The 23,028-nt window shown below is 70.8% G+C and carries 17 protein-coding genes and 1 tRNA gene; 10 read left to right on the top strand and 8 right to left on the bottom strand.

The genetic code is table 11. The features are described 5' to 3' along the window. Positions 1-61 precede the first annotated feature (61 nt). Positions 62-1,000, bottom strand: a complete 939-nt coding sequence (locus tag IEX42_RS01030) for a DUF559 domain-containing protein (RefSeq protein WP_188777434.1) — start codon at positions 998-1,000, stop codon at positions 62-64. Positions 1,001-1,217: 217 nt separating this feature from the next. Between IEX42_RS01030 and pyk the strand changes: the two genes are divergently transcribed. Then, complete coding sequence (gene pyk / locus IEX42_RS01035; RefSeq protein ID WP_188777436.1) at positions 1,218-2,660, top strand: pyruvate kinase; 1,443 nt, start codon at positions 1,218-1,220, stop codon at positions 2,658-2,660. Between the two features lie 328 nt (positions 2,661-2,988). Here the strand turns inward: pyk and IEX42_RS01040 are convergent. Next, positions 2,989-3,064, bottom strand: a tRNA-Leu gene (locus IEX42_RS01040). 66 nt (positions 3,065-3,130) lie between these two features. On the opposite strand from IEX42_RS01040, the gene IEX42_RS01045 reads away from it, so the two are divergent. After that, positions 3,131-3,727, top strand: coding sequence for an ANTAR domain-containing response regulator (locus IEX42_RS01045; RefSeq protein ID WP_188777438.1), 597 nt, complete (start codon positions 3,131-3,133; stop codon positions 3,725-3,727). Between the two features lie 120 nt (positions 3,728-3,847). Continuing rightward, positions 3,848-5,137, top strand: coding sequence for an ABC transporter substrate-binding protein (locus IEX42_RS01050; protein WP_188777440.1), 1,290 nt, complete (start codon positions 3,848-3,850; stop codon positions 5,135-5,137). A 143-nt stretch (positions 5,138-5,280) separates the two neighbouring features. Here IEX42_RS01050 and IEX42_RS01055 read toward each other — a convergent pair whose 3' ends face one another. From IEX42_RS01055 to IEX42_RS01070, 4 genes are read right to left on the bottom strand one after another with little or no spacing between them, the layout of a single operon-like run. Continuing rightward, positions 5,281-6,102, bottom strand: coding sequence for an ABC transporter ATP-binding protein (locus IEX42_RS01055; RefSeq protein ID WP_229660483.1), 822 nt, complete (start codon positions 6,100-6,102; stop codon positions 5,281-5,283). After that, a complete protein-coding gene (locus IEX42_RS01060) occupies positions 6,099-7,061 on the bottom strand; it encodes an ABC transporter ATP-binding protein (RefSeq protein WP_188777442.1) in 963 nt (320 codons plus the stop codon). The genes IEX42_RS01055 and IEX42_RS01060 overlap by 4 nt, the downstream gene beginning before the upstream one ends. Beyond that, positions 7,051-8,046: a branched-chain amino acid ABC transporter permease gene (locus IEX42_RS01065; RefSeq protein ID WP_188777444.1), complete on the bottom strand. Its 996-nt coding sequence runs from the start codon at positions 8,044-8,046 to the stop codon at positions 7,051-7,053. The genes IEX42_RS01060 and IEX42_RS01065 overlap by 11 nt, the downstream gene beginning before the upstream one ends. Positions 8,047-8,075: 29 nt before the next feature. After that, entirely contained in the window at positions 8,076-9,464 is a 1,389-nt protein-coding gene (locus IEX42_RS01070) for a branched-chain amino acid ABC transporter permease (protein ID WP_188777446.1), read from the bottom strand. Between the two features lie 352 nt (positions 9,465-9,816). Between IEX42_RS01070 and polA the strand changes: the two genes are divergently transcribed. After that, entirely contained in the window at positions 9,817-12,504 is a 2,688-nt protein-coding gene (gene polA, locus IEX42_RS01075; protein WP_229660484.1) for a DNA polymerase I, read from the top strand. A gap of 52 nt (positions 12,505-12,556) precedes the next feature. Here polA and IEX42_RS01080 read toward each other — a convergent pair whose 3' ends face one another. Next, on the bottom strand, positions 12,557-13,798 hold the full coding sequence (locus IEX42_RS01080) for a polysaccharide biosynthesis protein (RefSeq protein WP_188777448.1): 1,242 nt from the start codon (positions 13,796-13,798) through the stop codon (positions 12,557-12,559). A 198-nt stretch (positions 13,799-13,996) separates the two neighbouring features. On the opposite strand from IEX42_RS01080, the gene IEX42_RS01085 reads away from it, so the two are divergent. Together IEX42_RS01085 and IEX42_RS01090 are read left to right on the top strand one after the other, a co-directional pair. Continuing rightward, on the top strand, positions 13,997-14,572 hold the full coding sequence (locus IEX42_RS01085; protein ID WP_188777450.1) for a hypothetical protein: 576 nt from the start codon (positions 13,997-13,999) through the stop codon (positions 14,570-14,572). After that, positions 14,569-16,977 carry a hypothetical protein gene (locus IEX42_RS01090; RefSeq protein ID WP_188777452.1) on the top strand — a complete coding sequence of 803 codons (2,409 nt, stop codon included), beginning with the start codon at positions 14,569-14,571 and terminating at the stop codon, positions 16,975-16,977. Before IEX42_RS01085 ends, IEX42_RS01090 begins: the two co-directional genes overlap by 4 nt. Before the next feature lie 53 nt (positions 16,978-17,030). Here the strand turns inward: IEX42_RS01090 and IEX42_RS01095 are convergent, their stop codons facing one another. Beyond that, positions 17,031-17,834 (bottom strand): class I SAM-dependent methyltransferase, encoded by an 804-nt coding sequence (locus tag IEX42_RS01095; RefSeq protein ID WP_229660485.1) that lies wholly within the window; start codon positions 17,832-17,834, stop codon positions 17,031-17,033. A gap of 46 nt (positions 17,835-17,880) precedes the next feature. On the opposite strand from IEX42_RS01095, the gene IEX42_RS01100 reads away from it, so the two are divergent. The 4 genes from IEX42_RS01100 (at position 17,881) to IEX42_RS01115 (ending at position 23,021) form a co-directional block, all read left to right on the top strand. Then, positions 17,881-18,720, top strand: a complete 840-nt coding sequence (locus IEX42_RS01100) for a VOC family protein (RefSeq protein WP_188777456.1) — start codon at positions 17,881-17,883, stop codon at positions 18,718-18,720. Next, the gene (locus IEX42_RS01105) at positions 18,717-19,634 is read left to right on the top strand and encodes a phosphotransferase family protein (RefSeq protein ID WP_268236416.1); all 918 of its coding nucleotides are present in this window, start codon (positions 18,717-18,719) and stop codon (positions 19,632-19,634) included. The genes IEX42_RS01100 and IEX42_RS01105 overlap by 4 nt, the downstream gene beginning before the upstream one ends. A 222-nt stretch (positions 19,635-19,856) precedes the next feature. Continuing rightward, a complete protein-coding gene (gene rpsA / locus IEX42_RS01110) occupies positions 19,857-21,335 on the top strand; it encodes a 30S ribosomal protein S1 (protein WP_188777460.1) in 1,479 nt (492 codons plus the stop codon). Positions 21,336-21,467: 132 nt separating this feature from the next. Then, the gene (locus IEX42_RS01115) at positions 21,468-23,021 is read left to right on the top strand and encodes a molybdopterin-dependent oxidoreductase (protein WP_229660486.1); all 1,554 of its coding nucleotides are present in this window, start codon (positions 21,468-21,470) and stop codon (positions 23,019-23,021) included. Positions 23,022-23,028: the final 7 nt, after the last annotated feature.

Here is a 23,028-nt window from a genome sequence, read left to right on the forward strand (position 1 = left end):
CCTTGACCCGGCGAGAATCAGCACTCCCGGGTCCTCGAGCCGGCCGTGACCAGCAGGGGACTCAGGTGCGGTGCCGGTCGATCGCACGCTCGAGGCCCTGGCGTACGAGATCGACGGCGCGCCGGCCGTCGCCTCGAAGGTCTTCGCGCCGGACGACAACGACGGTCCAACCGATCGACGCCAACCAGGCGCGGCGCGAACGGTCGTGCTCCCGGTCGGCGGAGAGGGTGTGGTGCTGGGAGCCGTCGTACTCGGCGGCCAGCCGGACCTCGGGGAGGGCGAGGTCGAGGCGCACCTCGCGCCCCGCGCCGGAGCGCACGACCCACTGGGGCGTGAGAGCGGGGAGCCCGGCGTCGAGACAGCGCAGACGAAGCACCGACTCCGGTGGCGACTCGGCCCGGGAGTCGGCGAGCGGGACGAGCTCGCGCAGCTGACGTACGCCGCGCATGCCACCGAATCGGCGTAGCTCACCCTCGAGCGTGGCCCGGTCGAACGCCCCCAGCCGGAGCATCGAGTCGAGAGTGGCGATCGCCTGCTCGCGGCGTCGAAGGCGTCCCAGGTCGCAGGCGGTCCGGAGCGCCGTGGTCACCCTCAGGGCCGTAACGATCTCGACGTCTCGTGGGAGAAGCCCGCGCTCACCGCTGTCGACGAGCTCGTTGCGCAGCCGACGACCGGGGGTGCGGCAGAAGACGTGCAGCCTCGGCGTGCGGCCGTCTGCCGAGGGGGCGAGGACCCGGGTCGCGCCGTGCAGCCAGCCGGCCGTCTCGTCGACGACCACCGCGTCGGGCGGGACGACGAGCCGCAGCGCGTCGGCCCGCAGCACGAGGGACTCGGGCTCGGTCGCAGCGACGTACACGCCGGCGAACATGCGACGCAGCGCGCCGCGCTCTGCCAGTCGCTCCACGGTCCACCCGGGCACCCCGGCTGCGGCCGCGTCGGCGACGGTGAAGGGGCGCGCCGCGGGCAACCCGTCCGGCAGGCGGGGGAAGAGGGCGGTCACGACAGGAACGGTGCAGAGCAACCCGCACCACGGGCCCCTTCCGGCCGGGCGGGTGTGGACAGCGCCTTGCGCACCAGCGGTTGTGGATCCGTGAAGGACAGGTCTCGCGGCTCGCGTACGTCCGGGTGCGGGTGTGCGTCGGGTGGGCGGGCAGCAGGTGCTGATCTGCGACGGGTCGCGTTGGATCGTTCCACCCGCGGCCGTAAGGTGAGGTCTCGTGCGGAGAGCGAAGATCGTGTGCACCCTCGGCCCGGCGACCTCCAGTGAGGAGCGGATCCGCGACCTCGTCGCGGCGGGCATGGACGTGGCCCGGATGAACATGAGCCACGGCTCGCGCGAGGAGCACCGCGAGGTGTACGAGCGCGTCCGCGCGGCCTCCGACGCGCACGGCTCGGCGATCGGGATCTTCGCCGACCTGCAGGGGCCGAAGATTCGGCTCGGCGACTTCGCCCGCGGCAGCGAGACGCTGGCCGTCGGCGACGACTTCACCATCACCACCCGGGACGTGCTCGGCGACGGCGACGTCTGCGGCACGACGTACGACGGGCTGCCCGGCGACGTCACCCCGGGGCACGACGTCCTCATCGACGACGGCAAGGTGCGCCTGCGCGTCGAGTCCGTCGACGGCACCGAGGTGCACACCAAGGTGATCGTCGGTGGGCGGGTGTCGAACCACAAGGGGATCAACCTCCCCGGCGTGCCGGTCAGCGTGCCGGCGATGTCGGAGAAGGACGTCGCCGACCTGCGCTGGGCACTGCACCTCGGCGTCGACTTCATCGCGCTGTCGTTCGTCCGCTCGGCCCAGGACGCCGAGGACGTGCGAGCGGTCATGCGCGAGGAGGGCGTGCTGCTCCCGGTGATCGCGAAGATCGAGAAGCCGCAGGCGATCGACAACCTCGACGAGGTGATCAAGGCGTTCGACGGGTTCATGGTCGCGCGCGGCGACCTCGGGGTGGAGTGCCCGCTCGAGGACGTGCCGTTCCTGCAGAAGCGGGTCATCGAGCGCGCCCGACGCAACGCCAAGCCGGTCATCGTGGCCACCCAGATGCTGGAGTCGATGATCGGCAACCCGGCGCCGACCCGGGCCGAGGCCTCCGACGTCGCCAACGCCGTGCTGGACGGTGCCGACGCGGTGATGCTGTCGGGTGAGACCAGCGTGGGGGAGTACCCCATCCGCACCGTCGAGACGATGGCCCGCATCATCGCCTCGACCGAGGACCACGGGCTGGCCCGGATGGCCGCCATCGACTGGCAGCCGCGCACGAAGGGCGGCGTGATCGCCAAGGCGGCCGCCGAGGTCGCCGAGCGGGTCGGCGCGAAGTACCTCGTCGCCTTCACCCAGTCCGGTGACTCCGCGCGCCGGCTCTCGCGCTACCGCAGCCACATCCCCGTGCTGGCCTTCACCCCCGAGGCCGTCGTGCGCAGCCAGCTGTCGATGTCGTGGGGCATCGAGACCTTCCTCACCGGCGCGGTCGAGCACACCGACGAGATGGTTCGCCAGGTCGACGAGCAGCTGCTCGCGATCGGCCGGGTCGAGGAGGGCGACCTGGTGGTCGTCGTCGCCGGCTCGCCGCCCGGGATCCCCGGCTCCACCAACGCGCTGCGGATCCACAAGATCGGCGACGCCATCAACGAGGTGGCTCCCGCGTACCACCGCTGAGCGGCCTCAGCACTGCGGGCCGACCAGCTCGTCGAGACGCGCCACGCCCGCCCGTGTCGACACCGAGATCACCCGCTCCGCGCTCTGACGCCAGGGGAAACCGACCAGGCGGTGTCCTGACCTTGTCGAAGGGTCCAGGGTCTCGCAGGAGAACCGGCGGATGTCGGGCGAGGCGTTGCTGAACTGCCAGCGCGGGTAGTCGTAGCGCTCGGGTACGCAGGTGACGCGTCGTACGTGTGTGCCACGGTACGTGGCTACGGGGCCGTCGCCGAGGTAGTAGCCGAGCAGCGCCGCGTACGGCTCCGAGACTGCCGTCCGTCACCGACACTGGTGCCCCGGGTGGGACTCGAACCCACACTGGACGGTGTTTGAGACCGCTTCCTCTGCCGTTGGGATACCGGGGCGCAGCCGGCCAGACGCTACCGGACGCAGGCCGCCGGTCGCTCGCCGCCGGCGCTAGCCTTCACCCCATGACGATCGCCTCCGCCCGCCGCGTCCTGATCGCCGAGGACGAGGCGCTGATCCGGATGGATCTCGCCGAGATGCTCACCGAGGAGGGGTACGACGTCGTGGCCCAGGTGGGCGACGGCGAGCGTGCCGTCGAGCAGGCCCGCGACCTGCGGCCGGACCTGGTGGTGCTCGACGTGAAGATGCCGAAGCTGGACGGGATCGCCGCTGCCGAGGTGATCGCGGGGGAGCGGATCGCGCCGGTCGTGATCCTCACGGCGTTCAGCCAGCGCGAGCTGGTCGAGCGGGCACGCGACGCAGGCGCGATGGCGTACCTGGTCAAGCCGTTCGACGCCACCGACCTCGTGCCGGCGGTCGAGATGGCGACGAGCCGCTTCGCCGAGCTCGCCCAGCTCGAGCGGGAGGTGAGCGGCCTGCAGGAGCGGCTGGAGACGCGCAAGGTGGTCGACCGCGCCAAGGGGCTGCTGCAGGAGAAGCTCGACCTGACCGAGCCGGACGCGTTCCGCTGGCTGCAGAAGACGGCGATGGACCTGCGCCTGTCCATGCGTCAGGTGGCCGAAGGGGTCGTCACCCACGGCATCGAGGTCACGAATCCCTAACAGTGGCGTGGAGTCGCCACGAACGATGCCGAACGACGGCTACTTTCCGGGGAACTCACACCCATGCGCGCTCCTCCGACCTCGGCAGGACGAGCGCCGTACGCCCTGGAGGACATGCACATGCGCCCCACCCGTACCGTCCAGGCCCTCGCCGGCCTGGCCGTCGCGTCGCTGGCCCTGACCGCCTGCGGCAGTGGCGGCAGCAGCGACAGCGACAGCGACTCGAGCTCGCAGAAGAGCTCCTCGTCGGACGCGGCCGCCTCGGTCAAGAAGGACGGCAAGCTCGTCGTCGGCTCCCTGCTGCCGCAGACCGGTGACCTGGCCTTCCTCGGCCCGCCGGAGTTCGCCGGTGTCCAGACCGCCGTCGACGACATCAACGACGCCGGTGGCGTGCTCGGCAAGCCCGTCACCCAGATCAAGGCCGACTCCGGCGACGGTACGCCCGACATCGCCGGCGCCCAGGTCGACAAGCTGCTCGCGGGCAACGCCGACGTCGTGCTCGGCGCGGCCGCCTCGGGCGTCTCGCTGTCGGTGATCAACAAGATCACCGACGCCGGACGCGTCGAGTTCTCTCCCGCGAACACCTCCCCGGCCTTCGACGACGCCAAGACCGACCCGCACTCGCTGTACTTCCGCACCGCGCCCTCGGACGTGCTGCAGGGCGCCGTGCTGGCCAACACGATCCTCGAGGACGGCAAGCAGAACGTCGCCATCCTGGCCCGTCAGGACTCCTACGGTGAGCTGCTGGCCAAGCAGGTCGAGAAGGGGATCGAGGACGGCGGCGGCACCGTCGCCACGAAGGTGCTCTACTCCGCCGACGCGCAGAACTTCACCGCGGAGGTCAACAAGGTCGCGGCGACCAAGCCGGACGCGATCGCGCTGATCGCCTTCAACGAGACCACCAAGATCATCCCGGCGATGGTCTCCAAGGGCATCGGCCCGGCGGCCCAGCAGATCTACTTCGTCGACGGGAACACCGCGGACTACTCCAAGGACTTCCCCAAGGGCACGCTGAAGGGGGTCAAGGCGACGTACCCCGGTGCGGAGCTCAAGGCGGACTTCAAGGCCCGCCTGCTGAAGACGGACTCCTCGCTCAAGGACTTCACCTACGGCCCCGAGTCGTACGACGCGACGGTGCTCACCGCGCTCGCCGCGGTGGCGGCGAAGTCCGACAGCCCGACCGACTTCAACAAGGAGATCATCAACGTCTCCGAGGGCGGCGAGAAGTGCACGACGTACAAGCAGTGCGCCGACCTGCTCGCCGACGGGACCGACATCGACTACGACGGCGTGTCCGGCCCGGTCGACCTGGGCAAGACCGGTAGCCCGACGAAGGCGACCATCGGCATCTTCCAGTACGGCGCCGACAACAACTACACCAACCTGAAGTACGTCACCGGCGCGATCTGATCGACCCGCGCACGACGAGGGGCCCGGCCGCAGCGCGGCCGGGCCCCTTCGTGCGTCGGTCGGCGGTCGAGCCTGTCCCCCCGTGCACGCAGCAGCGGCCCGGGCCCCCGTCGGGGCCCGGGCCGCTGCGCGTCGTACGGACGCTACTTCTGTGCCAGCGTCCCGAGGTACAGCTCGATCACCTTCGGGTCGTTGGCCAGGTCGCTCCCGCTCGCGGTGTAGGCGTTGCGGCCGTGGTCGAGGACGTAGCCGCGGTCGCAGATCTGCAGGCAGCGGCGGGCGTTCTGCTCGACCATGATCACCGAGACGCCCGCCTTGTTGATCTTGCGGGTCTGCACGAAGACCTCGTCCTGCATGACGGGCGAGAGGCCGGCCGACGGCTCGTCGAGCAGCAGCACGCTCGGCTCCATCATCAGCGCCCGGCCCATCGCGACCATCTGCCGCTCCCCGCCCGAGAGCGAGCCGGCGCGCTGGTCGCGGCGCTCCATCAGCGGGGGGAACAGGTCGCCGACGAAGTCGAACTGCTTGCGGAACGACTTCGGTCGCTGGAAGACCCCCATCTCGAGGTTCTCCTGGATGGTCAGCGACGGGAACACGTTGTTGGTCTGCGGCACGAAGCCGATGCCCTTGGTGACCAGCGCGTCCGCGCGCTTGTTGGTGATGTCCTCACCGTTCAGCGAGACGGCGCCGGTGTGGATCTTGACCAGACCGAACAGCGCCTTGAGCAGCGTCGACTTGCCGGCGCCGTTGGGACCGATGATCCCGACCAGCTCGCCCTCGCGGCAGTAGAGGTCGGCGTTGTTGAGGATGTTGACGCCGGGGAAGTAGCCGGCGACGAGGTCGTCGGCGCGCAGGATGGCGCCCTCGGCCGCAGCCAGGTGCTCGCTGCGGTCGATGCCCTCGGGCTCGGCGGTCGCACCGGCAGGCACCGGGCTCGGGTCGGACGTGGACGCGGCGTGGGTCACGCGCTGACCTCCTTGTGGGTGCCACCGGTCGCGGCGGAGTGCTCGGCATCGATCTCGTCCTCGGCCTCGGCCTCGATCCTCTCGGCCACGGTGTCGTCGGAGAGGTCCTGGTCGTGGTGCGAGCCGAGGTAGGCGTCGATCACCCGGCTGTCGCTCATCACCGACAGCGGCGGCCCCTCGGCGATCACCTGGCCCTGGGCCATCACGATGACCCAGTCGGAGATGTCGCGGACCATGTCCATGTCGTGCTCGACGAACAGCACCGTCCGGCCCTCGTCGCGCAGCGACTTCACGTGGCCGAGCAGCGACTGCTTCAGCGCGGGGTTCACCCCGGCCATCGGCTCGTCGAGCATCACCAGCTCGGGGTCGGCCATCAGCGCACGGGCCATCTCGAGCAGCTTGCGCTGACCACCGGAGAGCTCACCGGCGAAGTCCTCGCGCTTCTTCAGCAGCAGGAAGCGCTCGAGCAGCGCGTCCGCCTTGGTGGTGACGTCGTTCTCCTGGCCGCGCCAGGTCTGCAGCAGGGCGGAGAGGAACCGCTCACCACGCTGGCCCGTCGCGCCCATCCGCATGTTCTCGATGACGGTGAGCTTCGCGAGCACCTTGGTGAGCTGGAAGGTGCGGATCATCCCCATCCGGGCGACCTTGTACGCCGACACCCCGGCCAGCGACCGCCCGTTGAAGCTCCACGACCCCGACTGCGGCTTGTCGAAGCCGGTCAGCAGGTTGAAGAACGTCGTCTTCCCGGCACCGTTCGGCCCGATGAGGGCCGTGATGGCGCCGCGCTGGATCTCCACGTGCTTCACGTCGACCGCGGTCAGGCCGCCGAACCGACGGCGTACGTCGTCGGCGACGACGATCGGGTCCGGCTTGGCCGCCCCGGGCTCGTGAGGTACGTCGGCCAGGCCGGCCGGGCCGCTCAGTGCGTCGCGAGGTGCGGCACTCTGGTTATCGGGCATCGATCGCCAGCTCCTTCCGGTCGCCGAAGATTCCTTGGGGTCGGTAGATCATCAGCAGCATCAGCGCCAGCCCCATGAAGATCAGACGCATCAGGCTGGCCTGCTGGCCGTCCATCAGCCAGGTCGGCATGAACGGGTCGTCGCCGCGGGTGAGCGCGGAGAAGATCAGGTCGAGGAACGTGATGAGGAACCAGAACACGATCGAGCCGACGACCGGCCCCAGGACGCGGGCGGCGCCACCGAGGAGCAGCACGGTGTAGGCGAAGAAGGTCGTGTCGGTCGCGACCCACGACGGGTTCATGTTGCTGTGCTGGAGGGCGATGTAGAAGCCGGCCACGGCGCCGAACAGCCCGCCGATGATCAGCGACTGCAGCTTGTACGCGTAGACGTTCTTGCCCAGGCTGCGCACGGCGTTCTCGTCCTCCCGGATGCCCTTGAGCACCCGACCCCAGGGGGCGCGCATCAGCAGGAAGACGCCCAGGCAGCCCAGCAGCACCAGGACCCAGCCGGAGAACAGCAGCCAGAAGTCGTACCTCGACCAGCTGACGAAGCCCAGGTCGAGACCACCCGGGAACGGGTTGAGGTTGCGGAAGGTCGTCTGGAAGTTGTTCAGCCCGTCCTGGCCGCCGAAGTAGTCCAGCAGCGTCACCGACCCCAGCGTCTGCCGGATGATCTCTGCCGCGGCGATCGTGACGATCGCGAGGTAGTCGGCGCGCAGCCGCAGCGTCGGGATCCCGAGCAGGAACGCGAGCACGACGGTGAAGAACAGGCCGGCCACGATGCCGAGCCAGAACGGCAGCCCCCACGTCGTGACGAAGGAGGCCAGTGCGTAGCCGCCGATCGCCATGAAGCCGGCCTGGCCGAAGTTCAGCAGCCCGGTGTAGCCGAAGGTGACGTTGAGGCCGATGGCGGCCAGCGCGTAGATCACGGCGGTCGGTCCCAGGCCCTGCTGGAGCGAGCCGGCGATGATGTTTCCCCAGTCCATGACTTCTCCTGAGTCTCTCGAACCCGGCCTCAGCCGACCCGCTCGGCGCGTCCGAGCAGTCCTTGCGGTCGCACCAGCAGTACGAGGATGAGCACGACGAGTGCGCCGACGAACTTCAGCTCCGCCGGGATGAACAGGGTCGAGACCTCGATGAAGATGCCGATGATCAGCGAGCCCACGAGCGCTCCCCAGATGTTGCCGAGGCCACCGAGGATGGTCGCGGCGAAGACGAGGAGCAGGATCTTGAACCCGAGCTGGTAGTCGAAGCCCTGGGTCATCCCGAGCAGCACGCCCGACAGGCCGGCGAGCCCGGCCCCGACCGACCAGACCACGGAGATCACCCGGTCGACGTTGATCCCCGAGGACGCCGCGAGCGCCGGGTTGTCGGCGACCGCGCGGGTCGCCTTGCCGATCCGGGTCCGCTGCACGGCGAGCGTGACCGCGACGAGGACGACGACCGCGGTGACGAGCACGCCGAAGTCCTTCGGCGTGATGTCCACCGGGCCGAGGGACCACGGCTTCGGGTTCGTCCACTGGCTGTAGTTGTGGTTGTCGGCGCCGGCGAAGTACTGGAACACGTTGCGCAGGAACACCGAGAACCCGATCGAGACGATCATCGCCGCGATGATCCCGGTCCCGCGGTGGCGCAGCGGGCGCCACAGGCCCTTGTCCTGCAGCCAGCCGAAGGCCACGGAGGCGACGACCGCGACCAGGACCGACACCACCATCGTGACGTTCGTGCCGAAGACCCGGATGTCGCCCGGCAGCCGGTCGACGCCGTACGCCACGATCGCGCCGAACGTGATCAGCTCGCCGTGCGCGAAGTTGGTGAGCCCGGTCGTCCCGAAGATCATCGACAGCCCGAGTGCGGCCATCGCGAGCAGCAGCGAGAAGACCAGCCCGCCCACGGCCAGCTGCAGCGCGCGGGTGCCCAGCGACGTGCCCTGGGGGATGTCGCCGATGGGGAAGGTGACGAAGCGGTCGGAGTCGAGGTTGAGCGTGACCCGCAGCGCCTCCTGCTTCGGGTTGCGGAGCTTCGTGCCCTTGGGCAGGGAGTCGCGGGCGATCTTGACGACGTAGGTCTCCCCGATGTTGTCGGTGGACGTCCCGGGCAGGGCGATGTCGAAGATGCCGGTCTGGTCGGTCGTGTCGGTGCCGACGACGTCGCCGTCCTCGCTCTCGACCGAGATGGACGCGTCCGGGACCGCCTTGGGCGGGGTGGTCCGGGAGTCCGTGAGGCAGCCGAGGATGTGGATCGTGTCGTCGGTACGCGGCTGGGGGCGTACGCAGGTGGGCTCGGCGGCGCCCGCGGAGCCGGCCGTGGCGGTGAGCACACCACCGACGACGAGGACCGCGAGGACGGCCGCGAGCACCAGGGACAGGGAGCGGGGCACGAGGTGGCGCAGTCGGGTCGGCATGCGTCCTTCATTCGTTCGGGCCGGAGCGAGACGGGCTGTGGGCGCCCGGACGACGATGAGCGCCGGGTCGCTGGCGCACGAGCCTAGGGCGGCCGGGCCCGCTCCGAAGGGGAATCAGGTAACAGGACGGACACGGTTCGTTAAGCCTCTGTTTCGTGACTCGGGGCCGAGCGGCGTGCGGTCACGGGGCGGCGGGCGGTGGTCTCGTCGTCCTGCCTCGCTGCGCTCGGTTCGGGCTCGACCACCTCGGGGTGGTCGAGCAGCGAGCGTCAGCGAGCGCGTCGAGACCCGGTGAGGCGGGCGGTGACCGGTCCCACCGAACGTGTCCTAGAGGACGGCTAGGGTCGGATCCGTGCCTGCCGACACCGCTCCTCGCCTGCTCCTGCTCGACGGTCACTCCCTGGCCTACCGCGCGTTCTACGCGCTGCGCGAGGTCGAGATGTCGACCACGACGGGGCAGCCGACCAACGCGGTCTACGGCTTCACCTCGATGCTGATCAACGTGCTGCGCGACGAGGCGCCGACCCACGTCGCGGTGGCCTTCGACAAGTCGCGCCAGACCTTCCGCGCCGAGCAGTACGCCGAGTACAAGGCCGGTCGCGCGGAGACCCCCGAGGACTTCCGCGGCCAGGTCTCGCTGATCAAGGAGGTGCTCGACGCGCTGCGGATCCCGCACCTGGACAAGGACGGCTTCGAGGCCGACGACATCATCGGCACCCTCGCCACGCAGGCGAAGGCGGAGGGCTTCGAGGTGCTCGTCCTCTCGGGGGACCGCGACGCGCTCCAGCTGGTCTCCGACACCACGACGCTGATCTACCCGATGCGCGGTGTGTCGGAGATGAAGCGCTGGACGCCGGCCGCCGTCGAGGAGAAGTACGCCGTCCCGCCCCACCGCTACCCCGAGATCGCCGCGCTCGTGGGGGAGACCTCCGACAACCTGCCCGGCGTGCCCGGGGTCGGTCAGGGCTACGCCGCGAAGTGGATCAACGCCTACGACGGACTCGACAACGTCATCAACCACGCCGACGAGATCACCGGCAAGAAGGGCGAGGCGCTGCGCGAGCACCTCGGCGACGTGATCCGCAACCGCCAGCTCAACGCGCTCGTCACCGACCTGGCGCTGCCGATGGCGCCCGCCGACCTCGCGCGGCAGCCGTGGGACCGCCAGGAGGTGCACACCCTCTTCGACGGCCTGGAGTTCCGGGTCCTGCGCGAGCGGCTCTTCGACTCCCTCGAGTCCGAGGAGGAGGTCGACGAGTCCGGGTTCGAGCTGACCGGGACCCACCTCGAGGCCGGCAGCGTCGGGGCCTGGCTCGGCGAGCACGCCTCCGACGGGAGCCGGGTCGGCGTGCAGGTCGAGGGCAGCTGGGGCTCGGGCACCGGCGAGATCACCGGCCTCGCGCTGGCCACGGGTACGGGTGAGGCGGCCTGGCTCGACCCGGCCGAGGTCGACCCCGACGACGACGCGGCGCTGCTGGCCTGGCTGGCCGACCCGGAGCAGCCGAAGGTGCTGCACGACGCCAAGGGCCCGATGCTCGCCCTCGGGGCGCGTGGCTGGCCGCTGGACGGGCTCGAGCGCGACACGGCGCTCTCGGCGTACCTCGCCCGGCCGGACCAGCGCTCGTACGACCTCGCCGACCTGACGGTGCGCTACCTCAAGCGTGAGCTGCGCACCGGCGCCGCGGTCGACGACGGCGACCAGCTCTCGCTGGAGGGCATCGACGACGACCAGGCGGGGGAGACGGCGATGCTGGCCGCCCGCGCGGTGCTGGACCTCGCCGAGGCTCTCGACGCCGAGCTGGACGAGCGGGGCGGCACCAGCCTGCTCGGCGACGTCGAGCTCCCCCTGGTCCACGTCCTCGCGCAGATGGAGCGCACCGGGATCGCGGTCGACACCGACCAGCTCGAGGGTCTGGAGCAGGAGTTCGCCGGCGGCGTCCGGGCGGCCGCGGAGGACGCGTACGCCGTCATCGGCAAGGAGATCAACCTCGGCTCGCCCAAGCAGCTGCAGACGGTGCTGTTCGACGAGCTCGGGATGCCGAAGACCAAGCGGACGAAGACCGGCTACACCACCGACGCCGACGCGTTGCAGGGCCTGTTCGAGAAGACCGAGCACCCGTTCCTGGCCCACCTCCTGCGCCACCGCGACGTGATCCGGCTGCAGCAGACCGTGCAGGGTCTGCTCAAGACGGTGCAGCCCGACGGCCGCATCCACACGACGTTCAACCAGATGATCGCGGCGACCGGGCGTCTGTCGAGCACCGACCCCAACCTGCAGAACATCCCGATCCGCACCGAGGAGGGCCGCCGGATCCGCGAGGGCTTCGTCGTGGGGAAGGGCTGGTCGACGCTCTTCACCGCCGACTACAGCCAGATCGAGATGCGGATCATGGCGGACCTCTCGGAGGACGAGGCGCTGATCGACGCGTTCCGCTCCGGCCGCGACTTCCACTCGGTCACCGCCTCTCGGGTCTTCCGGGTCGACGCCGCGGAGGTGTCGACCGAGCAGCGGGCCAAGATCAAGGCGATGAACTACGGCCTGGCCTACGGCCTGTCCGCGTACGGGCTGTCGGCGCAGCTGCGGATCTCCACCAGCGAGGCCCGCGAGCTGATGGACGAGTACTTCGAGACCTTCGGTGGGGTGCGCGACTACCTCGCCGGCGTCGTCGAGGAGGCCCGTCGCACCGGCTACACCGAGACCATCATGGGGCGACGCCGCTACCTGCCCGACCTGGGCAGCGACAACCGGCAGCGACGCGACATGGCCGAGCGGATGGCGCTCAACGCTCCGATCCAGGGCTCGGCCGCCGACATCATCAAGGTCGCCATGCTCGGGGTCGACCGGGCGCTGCGCGAGTCCTCGCTGACCTCGCGGATGCTGCTGCAGGTCCACGACGAGCTGGTCTTCGAGATGGCCGCCGGCGAGGAGGAGCAGCTCGAGGCGCTGGTGCGAGAGCAGATGGCCTCGGCCGCCGAGCTGGCCGTGCCGCTGGACGTCTCGGTCGGCACCGGCCACAGCTGGCACGAGGCGGCGCACTAGCAAGCAACGCGCACTCGGTGATCGTCGTCGAGACTCCGCCGATGGTCGGCGGCTAGCGGATCGCCCGGGAGACGGTCGCACGCAGGCTCAGGCCCAGCAGGAGGACCACCAGCACCGCGTCCACGACGCTGACCACGCCGACCAGTCCGACCACCGAGTCGGCCAGCGGGGCGAGTGCGAGCAGCACGACGAGTCCGGCCCACAGCAGCACGACCGTCCAGCGCGACTGGCGCGCCACGACGCCGTACACCAGGAGCTGCAGCGTGGAGGCGAGCGTGCCGAGCAGGGCCCAGCGCCACAGCTCCGGGCCGACGGCGGCGTACGCCGAGCCGCCGACGAAGTCGACCGCGAGCCCCTGCAACAGCCAGGTACCGAGCACCACGAGGGCTCCGACCAGCACGACCGTGCCGGTGCTGAGCAGCAGCGCACGCCGTCGCCGTGGGTCGCTGGCCATCGCGGGGAAGGCCAGGACGACGACGAACTGGGGAAGGAAGAGCACCGCCTTCACCAGGATCAGTCCGGCGGCGTAGAGGCCGGCGTCGCGCGGCTCGAGCACGTTGCGCGCGACGACGATGTCCACGTTGGTGAGCGCGAAGAAGGCGAGCAGCGCGTGCGAGTTGTGCAGGGCCTCGGACAGGGTGCGCCGCAGGCCGTGCCCGGCGGCGTGCGCGAGCGACGCGTCGGCACCTCGGTGGTCGCGCACGTGCCAGGAGCCCACGGCGACGGCAGCGACGAACCCGAGGGTGACCGCGAGCACCGCGACCGTCTCGGTGGGTCGCCAGACCAGCAGCACCACGCCGAGGACGAGCCGGGGCACGCCGCTGGCGAGGTAGACCGCGGCCAGCGCTCGCCAGCGACGCTCGCCCTGGAGGACACCGGCCTGTCCGCCCATCACGGTGATCGGCACGGCGCACACGCCGATCAGCGCCGCGGTGGGCAGACTCCCCAGGCGCAGGGCACGGTCCAGCACCGGGGAGAGCAGCAGCAGCACGCCGCCCAGCACGAGCGCCGACCGGTGGGTGAGCCGCAGGACCGTGGGCGCGACCAGGGCGGCGTCCGCGGGAGCCGCGGAGATCCGTCGGGCCGCGGTCGCCTGGAGGCCGAGCTGTGCGACGCCGACCACCAGCAGCACCCCGAGGACCGCGCTGAACGCGCCGTACGCCTGGGGGCCGAGGAGCCGGGCGGCGACCAGCGTGAACGCGTACGTCGAGATGTTCATGACGCCCATGGCGACGGCGATGGCCGCGCCGCCGGTGCTGCGTGGCGAGCCGACGTGCGTACGGGTCAAGGGCATCGGCTCGAGCCTAGGGGAGGCAAGAAGTCGCATTTGTACGGAAATGCTGAGGCGATAACGAGCAACATCACGACGAGTTACGGACTTTTGCCCACGAGTGTCGCTCGCCACACATAGATTCCTCTCGGGCCTCGCTGGGAGGCCACGTCCCGGGAGCTCTCCCGGACGTCTGCCGTCTCGGGGGAAAGGCGCTCACGCATGCGCACACACATCTTGGCGGGGGTGGTCCTGGCGCTCGCCGCCGGGCTCATCGTCGTCCTCAGCCGGGCTCTGGGGCTCGACCTCGACTCCGTCGCGCTCCTCGGCGGAGCGGTGGGCGCCGTCGTCGCCCTCGTGCCGGACCGGTCGGCCGGCGCTCGGCTGGTCGGCTTCGCCGCCGGCTTCCTCGCCGCCTGGGTCGGCTACATCCTGCGCGCTGCGGTGCTGCCCGACAGCGACGGTGGCCGCAGCGTCGCCGCCATGCTCACGGTGCTGATCTGCGTCGGGGTCGTGGTCCTCACGCGCGACCGTCTTCCGCTGTGGAGCCTCCTGCTCGGTGCCGGCACGTTCGCCGGCGCCTACGAGCTGACCTTCGCCGCGGCGCCGCCCGAGGTCGTCACCACCTCGCTGAGCACGGCCACCACCTTGGTGCTCACCGTCGCCGTCGGCTTCTTCGCCGCCGCCGTCGTCGGCGCGCACGAGGCCGTCGCCACCCCGCACACCCACCGCGCCGGCCACGGGGACGCCCCGGCCGACGAGCCCAGCCGTACCGACCTCATGGGAGCCGAGCAGTGAGTCCCTCCGTCCGCACCAAGCCCCGACTCCTCGTCCGCGGGGGTGCGCTGCTCGGCAGCGCAGTCGTCGTCGCGATGGTCACCGGTCCGACCGCGTACGCCGCCTCCGGCTCCGGCGGCGGCGTCGACGTCGTCAACACCGAGACCGTGCAGGTCTACATGGACGCCGATGCCCACCCGACGAGCAAGCGGGTCTACGAGCAGCTCGGCCTCACCGGCGACGGGAAGGTCGACCTGCGCAACCCGATCGCGACCAGGGGCCTGCGCAACCTCGACGGCTTCAGCAGCGTCGACGTCAAGCGCGGCGACCAGGTGGTCGACACCACGGTCCACGGCGAGAAGAGCTACCGCACCGTCTCCGACTACACCGGCAAGCTGCCGCTGGGCGTCGAGGTGGAGTACACCCTCGACGGCAAGCGGGTCCAGCCCGGCGACGTGGTGGGCAAGTCCGGCGAGCTCACGGTGACCTACACGGTCACCAACCGCACCGCCGAGTCGCAGCAGGTGACCTGGAAGGACGGTGACGGCAACGACCGGACCACCACCGAGGACGTCGTGGTCCCGATGGTCGGGACCCTGACGACCACCGTGCCGAACCGGTTCCGGGACGTCTCCTCGAAGGAGGCGAACATGGCCGGCGACGGCAAGGGCGGTACGACGCTGTCGTACACCATGACGCTGTTCCCGCCGATCGGTGCGCCGAGCGCGACCTTCGGCTACACCGCGAAGATCACCGACGGTGTGATCCCGCCGGCCGAGATCAACGCGCTGCCGGTCGACCCGCTGGAGTCCCCGACCTTCTCCAAGGCAGCCGAGTCCTACCAGGGCGGTGCCGCCTCGGGCCGCGAGCTCACCGAGGGCGCCTCGACGATCGACGCCAACCTGCTCAAGCTGCGCGACGGCGCGAACGAGCTGCTCGGCGGCATCGTGCAGCTGCGTGACGGCTCGACGGAGCTCTCGGACGGCCTGGGCGGCAAGCTGGCTCCGGGTGGGAAGCAGCTCTCCGCCGGTCAGAACGTGCTCACGGCGGGCCTGTTCAAGCTGGTGCGCGGCAACGAGGACCTCAACGACGGCACGGGGCAGGCGTTGGCGGGAGGCAAGAAGCTCTCGGGCGGCCTCCGTCGGATCAGCGGCGGGCTGGACCAGCTGCACAGCCAGCTGACCAGCCCGGAGTCGCGCGGCGGGATGGCACAGATCCGCGAGGGCATCGTCAAGCTGCAGGGAGGCGTCGGCGACCCCGACGCACCGGCCAACGACAAGACCCTGATCGGCGGGCTCAAGCTCCTCACCAGCACCGATCCGCAGAAGCCGGGTCTGCCGGTCGCGAAGGCCGGGGCGACCCAGCTCAAGGGCGGACTCGTCCAGCTCAAGGGCAACGGCGACCCGACCGACACGGTCAACGGCGGCATCTCGGCGATCCAGAAGGGCATCGCCGGAGCGAAGGTGAGCATCGATGACAAGACCGCAGACGGGGCAGCGGCCGACAAGCTCGTCGGGGGGCTGACCGGGGTCAAGAACGGCTACTGCCCGCTGCTTCCGGCTCCGGCCCAGCCCGGGTGCAACGACTCCTTGCAGCAGCTGATCGACGGTGCCAGCCAGTCCAAGGCAGAGCTGAAGGCGCTCTCTGCCGGGCTTGGCTCTGCCAGCACCGGGCTCTCCAGGGCCGTCGCCGGACTTGGGAGCGAGAGTGCTGACGGCACGCTGATCAACGGAGCCGCCAGGCTCGAGGCCGGCGTCGGCTCGGCCAGCGAGGGCGCGAGCAAGCTGCAGGCAGCCGCTTCCACGTTGATCGCGCCGGGGTTGCAGCAGCTGCTCGACGGCTACGACCAGCTCACCGGGAAGCTGGGCGAGGCCACGGCCGGGGTCGGGCTTCTCGACGACGGGGCGTCGACGGCGTCGACGGGCATGACGGCCCTGACCGACGGGATCGGCGACATCGACGCGGGCTCGGGCAAGATCCTCGCCGGCACGCGGAAGGCGTACGGCGGCTCGACCAAGCTCGAGGACGGCGCCGATGCCCTCTCCGCAGGCATCACCGCGGCGGCGGCGGGCTCGGACAAGCTCACGGCCGGTCTGCGCAAGGCAGCAACCTCTGCCCCGCAGCTGCCGGAGGGAGCGCAGAAGCTCTCGACCCAGGGATCGAAGAAGCTGATCGAGGCGGGTCGGGACACGACGAGGACGTACGCGCAGAACGTCGCCGTCATCGCGGCCAGCGCCGAGCGGGCGAACTCCCACTCGATGATCAACGGTGCTCCGGAGGACGCATCGAGCCTGTCGGCGTACAGCTTCAAGCTCGCCGGTGCCGACGGCGAGGGCAGCCGGAACCTGGTGCGCACCCTCGGCGGCGCGGCCGTGCTCGCCGCGAGCGGTGGCGTGCTGCTGCTGCGGCGCCGGTTCCTGGGCTGAGCAGCACGACGACGCAGGGCACCGGCCGTACGCGGTCGGTGCCCTGCGGCGCGTCAGCCCAGGTGCGCCACGTAGATCGCCGTGCCGGGGGTCAGCAGACCCCGCGTGCGCGACCAGCCGCCCCACACCCGGTCGTGGTCCGCGGGCCACTCCGGCTCGGCGATGTCGTCGAGCACGAAGCCGGCGCCGGCGAGCGCGCGCACCCAGTCGCCGATGGTCCGGTGGTGCTCGACGTAGGCGACCTCGCCGGTCTCCTCCGCCACCTCGACGTACGGAGTCCGGTCCCAGTACGACGAGTCGGCCGTCAGGCCGCCCTCCCCGGGGTCGTCGGGGAACATCCACCGCGTCGGGTGGGTGATCGAGAAGACCATCCGCCCGCCGGGCCGCAGCACGCGCGCCGCCTCGGTCACGATCACCCGCTCCTCGGCGACGAACTGCAGTGCGCCGAAGGCCGAGAAGACGACGTCGAACGAGTCGGGCCGGAACGGGAGCCGGGTGCCGGTGGCCAGCACGGAGCGGACGGCACGGCCCGTCTCCTCGTCGATGCGCCGGCTGTGCTGGAGCTGCCGCGCGGACAGGTCCAGTCCCACGGGTCGACCGCCGTGCGCCAGGACCCACCGCGAGCACTGGCCGGCTCCCGACCCGATCTCGAGGACGTCGCGACCGGTCACGTCGCCGAGCAGCCGCAGGTCGTCCTCGCGGGTGCCCTCGGGCCCCCACACGAAGCCGGCGTCGCCGAGGAACTCCCCGTGGGTGGACTGGTACTCGTCGGCGTAGCGGTCCCACTCTCCCCGGTTCGCCCGGTCGGTCTCGGTCTGGTCCACCGGCCGTCGGTCGGGTCGTACGGGGATGCTCACGCCCGTGACCCTAGAACCTGTCGGTGGCGCCGAGCAGACTGACCGCATGGAGCGCACCTACCCCGCCGGGGTCACCTCGTGGATCGACCTGGAGCAGCCCGACGTCGACGCGGCCCAGGGCTTCTACTCCGCCCTGCTCGGGTGGCACTGGGAGGAGCGGATGCCGGAGGGCGCGCCGTACCGCTACGCGATCGCCTCGCTCGACGGCGCCGACGTGGCCGGGCTGGGCGGCCCCGGTGAGGGGGAGACCGGCGGCACCGGTGGCACCGGCTGGCAGACCTACGTCGCCGTCGACGACGCCGAGGCGGTCGCGGCGGCCGTGACCGCGTCGGGCGGACGGGTGCTGCAGCCGCCCACGGCCGCCGGCCCGGCCGGGACGGCCGTCGTCTGCGCCGATCCGGATGGTGTCGTCTTCCGGCTCTGGCAGGCCGGCCGGCGCCTCGGCGCCCAGGTCAGCAACGTGCCGGGGGCATGGAACTTCTCCCACCTGCACACCGACCACCCCGCGGTGGTGAGCGACTTCTACGCCCCGCTGCTCGGCTGGCGCGTCGTCGACCAGGGGTGGTCGACCGTGATCCGGGTCGACGGATACGGCGACCACCTCGCCGCCACCGTCGACCCCGGCATCCGCGAGCGCCAGGCGTCGGCGCCGGAGGGGTTCGCCGACGTGATCGGCGGTGTGCAGCCACTCGCCGAGGGCGAGCAGCCGCACTGGCACGTCGTCGTCACCGTCGAGGACCGCGACGACGCGGCGCAGCGCGCTCGCCAGCTGGGGGCCGAGGTGCTGCGCACGGACGACGAGGAGTGGACGCGCTCCGCGGTGATCCGTGACCCGCAGGGTGCCGTGCTCACGCTCAGCCAGTTCACCCCGCCCGACACGTGGTGAGCGGTGGGCTCGAACCGCTCCCGGGCGGGATGAGCGGGGAGACCTTCCTCTCCGACGCCGGCGGTGAGCCTGTCGTCGTCCGCATCTACGCCGGCCGCTCCGTCGCACGCGGCCGGGACGCTCCACAGGTCGACGCCGCGGTGCTCGGCTGGGTCGCCGGGCTCGTGCCGGTGCCCCGGGTGCTCGAGGTGCGGCCGGGCGACCCCGAGGCGGACGTCCCGGGGCTCCTCGTCACCGAGCTCCTCCCGGGCCGTCTGCTCAGCGACGTGCTGCCCGCCCTCGACGAGGAGAGCCTGGTGCGGGTGGGTCACGCGCTCGGCACGCTGCTCGGTCGCCTCGCGCACGTCGCCCTGCCGCACCCCGGCCTCTTCGTCGGTCGCGAGCTGCGGCTGGATCCGCTGCCCGAGGCCTGGCGCGACCTGCCCGCACTCGTGACGGACGCGTCGCAGCGACTCGCCGCGCACGGCTGGTCCGCAGCCGACCTCGACGGCCTGGACGCGCTGGCCGTCGACGCACAGGCACAGCTGGACACCGTGGGCCGCAGCTGTCTCGTGCACAGCGACCTCAACCCGAAGAACGTCCTCGTCGACCCGGACTCGCTCGAGGTCACCGGACTCCTCGACTGGGAGTTCGCGCACAGCGGGTCGCCGTACTCCGACCTGGGCAACCTGCTGCGCCACGAGCCCTCGGGGCGCGACGCCGCTGGGTCGACTTACCTCGAGGCCGTGCTGGCGGCTCGCGAGGCCTTCGTCCCCGACCCGCGACCGGACGCGCTGGAGCTGGCCCGGTGCGCCGACCTCGTGGGTCTGGTCGACCTGGCCGGCCGCGAGGACCAGGACAACCCGCCTTCGGTGAAGGCCGCGGCGCTCCTCCGCGCGCAGGTGGCGGCCGGGGACGTCGGTGCAGGCAGGTAGGCCCGTTGGACTCCGGCAGGACCCTCGGCCTATCCTCGTAGGGCATCAGAGGTCTGCACGCGTGGCCCCACAGGGCCGACACCGACAGCTCTCGTGCTCGTGCGCCGGACCCCGTCCGGTGGACGCGCCTCCGGGCGCGTGACGACCACGAGGCTCTGACGCGTCACGACCCACGTACGACCCCATCTGTTCCCGACACCGAATCCAGGACCTATCCACTCCATGACGAGCACTCCGACCCTCCAGCCCGAGACCGAGGCACCGCAGGTAGCGGTCAACGACATCGGTTCGCAGGAGGACTTCCTCGCCGCGATCGACGAGACCATCAAGTACTTCAACGACGGCGACATCGTCGCGGGCACGATCGTCAAGGTCGACCGCGACGAGGTGCTGCTGGACATCGGCTACAAGACCGAGGGCGTCATCCCCTCGCGCGAGCTGTCCATCAAGCACGACGTCGACCCCAACGAGGTCGTCGGCGTCGGTGACGCGGTCGAGGCCCTCGTCCTCCAGAAGGAGGACAAGGAGGGCCGGCTGATCCTGTCCAAGAAGCGCGCCCAGTACGAGCGCGCCTGGGGCACGATCGAGCAGGTCAAGGAGGAGGACGGCGTCGTCACCGGCACCGTGATCGAGGTCGTCAAGGGCGGCCTGATCCTCGACATCGGGCTGCGCGGCTTCCTGCCCGCCTCGCTGGTCGAGATGCGCCGGGTGCGCGACCTCCAGCCGTACGTCGGCCGCGAGCTCGAGGCGAAGATCATCGAGCTGGACAAGAACCGCAACAACGTGGTCCTGTCCCGCCGCGCCTGGCTCGAGCAGACGCAGTCCGAGGTCCGCCACGGCTTCCTCACGCAGCTGCAGAAGGGCCAGATCCGCAAGGGCGTCGTCTCCTCGATCGTCAACTTCGGTGCGTTCGTGGACCTCGGCGGCGTGGACGGCCTGGTGCACGTCTCCGAGCTGTCCTGGAAGCACATCGACCACCCCTCCGAGGTCGTCGCCGTGGGCGACGAGGTCACCGTCGAGGTGCTCGACGTCGACATGGAGCGCGAGCGCGTGTCGCTCTCGCTCAAGGCGACGCAGGAGGACCCCTGGCAGCACTTCGCCCGTACCCACCAGATCGGCCAGATCGTGCCCGGCAAGGTCACCAAGCTGGTGCCGTTCGGCTCGTTCGTGCGGGTCGAGGAGGGTATCGAGGGCCTGGTGCACATCTCCGAGCTGGCCGAGCGCCACGTGGAGATCCCCGAGCAGGTCGTCCAGGTCAACGACGACGTGATGGTCAAGATCATCGACATCGACCTCGAGCGTCGCCGGATCTCGCTGTCGCTCAAGCAGGCCAACGAGACGGTCGCGGCCACGGACGTCGACGAGTTCGACCCGACGCTCTACGGCATGACGGCGTCGTACGACGAGCAGGGCAACTACATCTACCCCGAGGGCTTCGACCCGGAGACGGGCGAGTGGCTCGAGGGCTACGACGAGCAGCGCGCGGCCTGGGAGGACCAGTACGCCAAGGCGCACGCCCGCTGGGAGGCCCACGTCAAGCAGCAGGCCGAGGCGGCCAAGGCCGAGGTCGAGGCCGGCGAGGCCACCTCGTACTCCTCGGGTGCCGGCGCCGAGGAGAGCAGCACCGCCGACGGTGGCTCGCTGGCCTCCGACGAGGCGCTGCAGGCGCTGCGCGAGAAGCTCACCGGCGGCGACGAGTAGGTCCCGCCCCCTGGGCCGACACGGGCCCGGACCCCCACGCGGGGGTCCGGGCCCGTTCCGCGTTTTCACAGGCGCCACAAAAGTTTCGTGCCGGTGACCAAACCGCGGCGATCCAGGTGACGAACTCCGGGCATGCTTCGTCAGAGCCGCCGCGGCACGACCGTCCTGTGGGGTGCGCTCGCCGGCTTGCTCGCGGCCGCGGGAGGCGTCGGGGCCTCGATGCTCCTGGCCGCGCTCCTCGGTGGCACGTCCTCGGCGTACGCGCTCGGTGACCGCGTCATCCAGTTCACCCCCGGGTGGCTCAAGGACTTCGCGGTCGAGAAGCTCGGCGAGAAAGACAAGCTCGTGCTCCTGATCTCGGTCTTCGCCGTCGTCGCGATCCTCAGTGCACTGGTAGGCGTCCTCGCGACCAGGCGGCTCGTTCCTGCCCTGGTGATCACCGGTGTCCTCAACCTGGTGGCGCTGGCCTCGGCGATCTTCACCAGTCTCGGCGTCGAGATCACCGTGGCGAGTGTCGTGCCGGGCCTGGTGGCGACCGTCGTCTCGGTGGCTCTGCTGTGGCTCCTCGGCAGGTCCTGGCGCCGTACCGGAGGATCGGGCGCCTCGGCACCTGCCGGGTTCGACCGCCGGGTCTTCCTCGGTGCGGCGCTGGCCAGCGGCGGTGTCGCTGTCGTGGGCGGTGGGGCGTCACAGTTCTTCGGCAAGGCGGGGGAGGCCTCCCGCGCCGACGTCACGCTGCCGGCTGCGACGACCAAGGCCAAGCCGATCCCGCGTGGTACGGCGCTCGACATCAAGGGCATCACGCCGTACATGACGCCGAACTCCACGTTCTACCGTGTCGACACCGCTCTGCAGGTGCCGCAGCTCGACGCCGACACGTGGCGGCTGCGGATCCACGGCATGGTCGACAACGAGCTGCAGCTGTCCTTCCGCGACCTCCTCGACATGGACCTCGTCGAGGACCGGATCACGCTGACCTGCGTGTCGAACCAGGTCGGCGGCCAGTACGCCGGCAACGCCACCTGGCTCGGGGTGCCGATGAAGCAGATCCTCGAGCGGGTGGGCGTCCGGAGCGGTTCCGACGCGATGGTCTCCACCAGCGCGGACGACATGACGATCACGACGCCGGTGAAGGCGCTGACCGACGACCGCAACGCGCTGCTCGCGGTGGGGATGAACGGCCAGCCGCTGCCGCTGGAGCACGGGTTCCCGGTGCGCATGGTCGTCCCCGGCCTGTACGGCTTCGTCTCGGCGACCAAGTGGGTCACCGACATGGAGCTGACGACGTTCTCCGATGCCTCGACGTACTGGACCAAGCGCGGTTGGAAGGACCAGGCGCCGATCAAGACCTTCAGCCGGATCGACACGCCCGCTGCGTTCAGCCAGGTCTCCGGCGAGGTACCGATCGCCGGCGTGGCCTGGGCGCAGGAGCGGGGCATCGAGAAGGTCGAGCTCAAGATCGGGGACGCCGACTGGGTGGAGGCCGACCTGGCCACCGAGGACTCCATCGACAACTGGCGCCAGTGGGTCTACCGCTGGAAGCCCGCTGAGACAGGTCAGAGCGGCAACGTCAGCGTCCAGGTCCGCGCCACGGACAAGACCGGCTACACACAGACTTCCGATCGGGTGCCACCTCGCCCCGACGGGGCCACGGGATGGGACAGCAGAACGCTGGTCGTCTCGTGACCGCCGC

It is taken from the genome of Marmoricola endophyticus (assembly GCF_014644415.1).
GTDB classification, from domain to species: Bacteria; Actinomycetota; Actinomycetes; order Propionibacteriales; family Nocardioidaceae; genus Marmoricola; species Marmoricola endophyticus.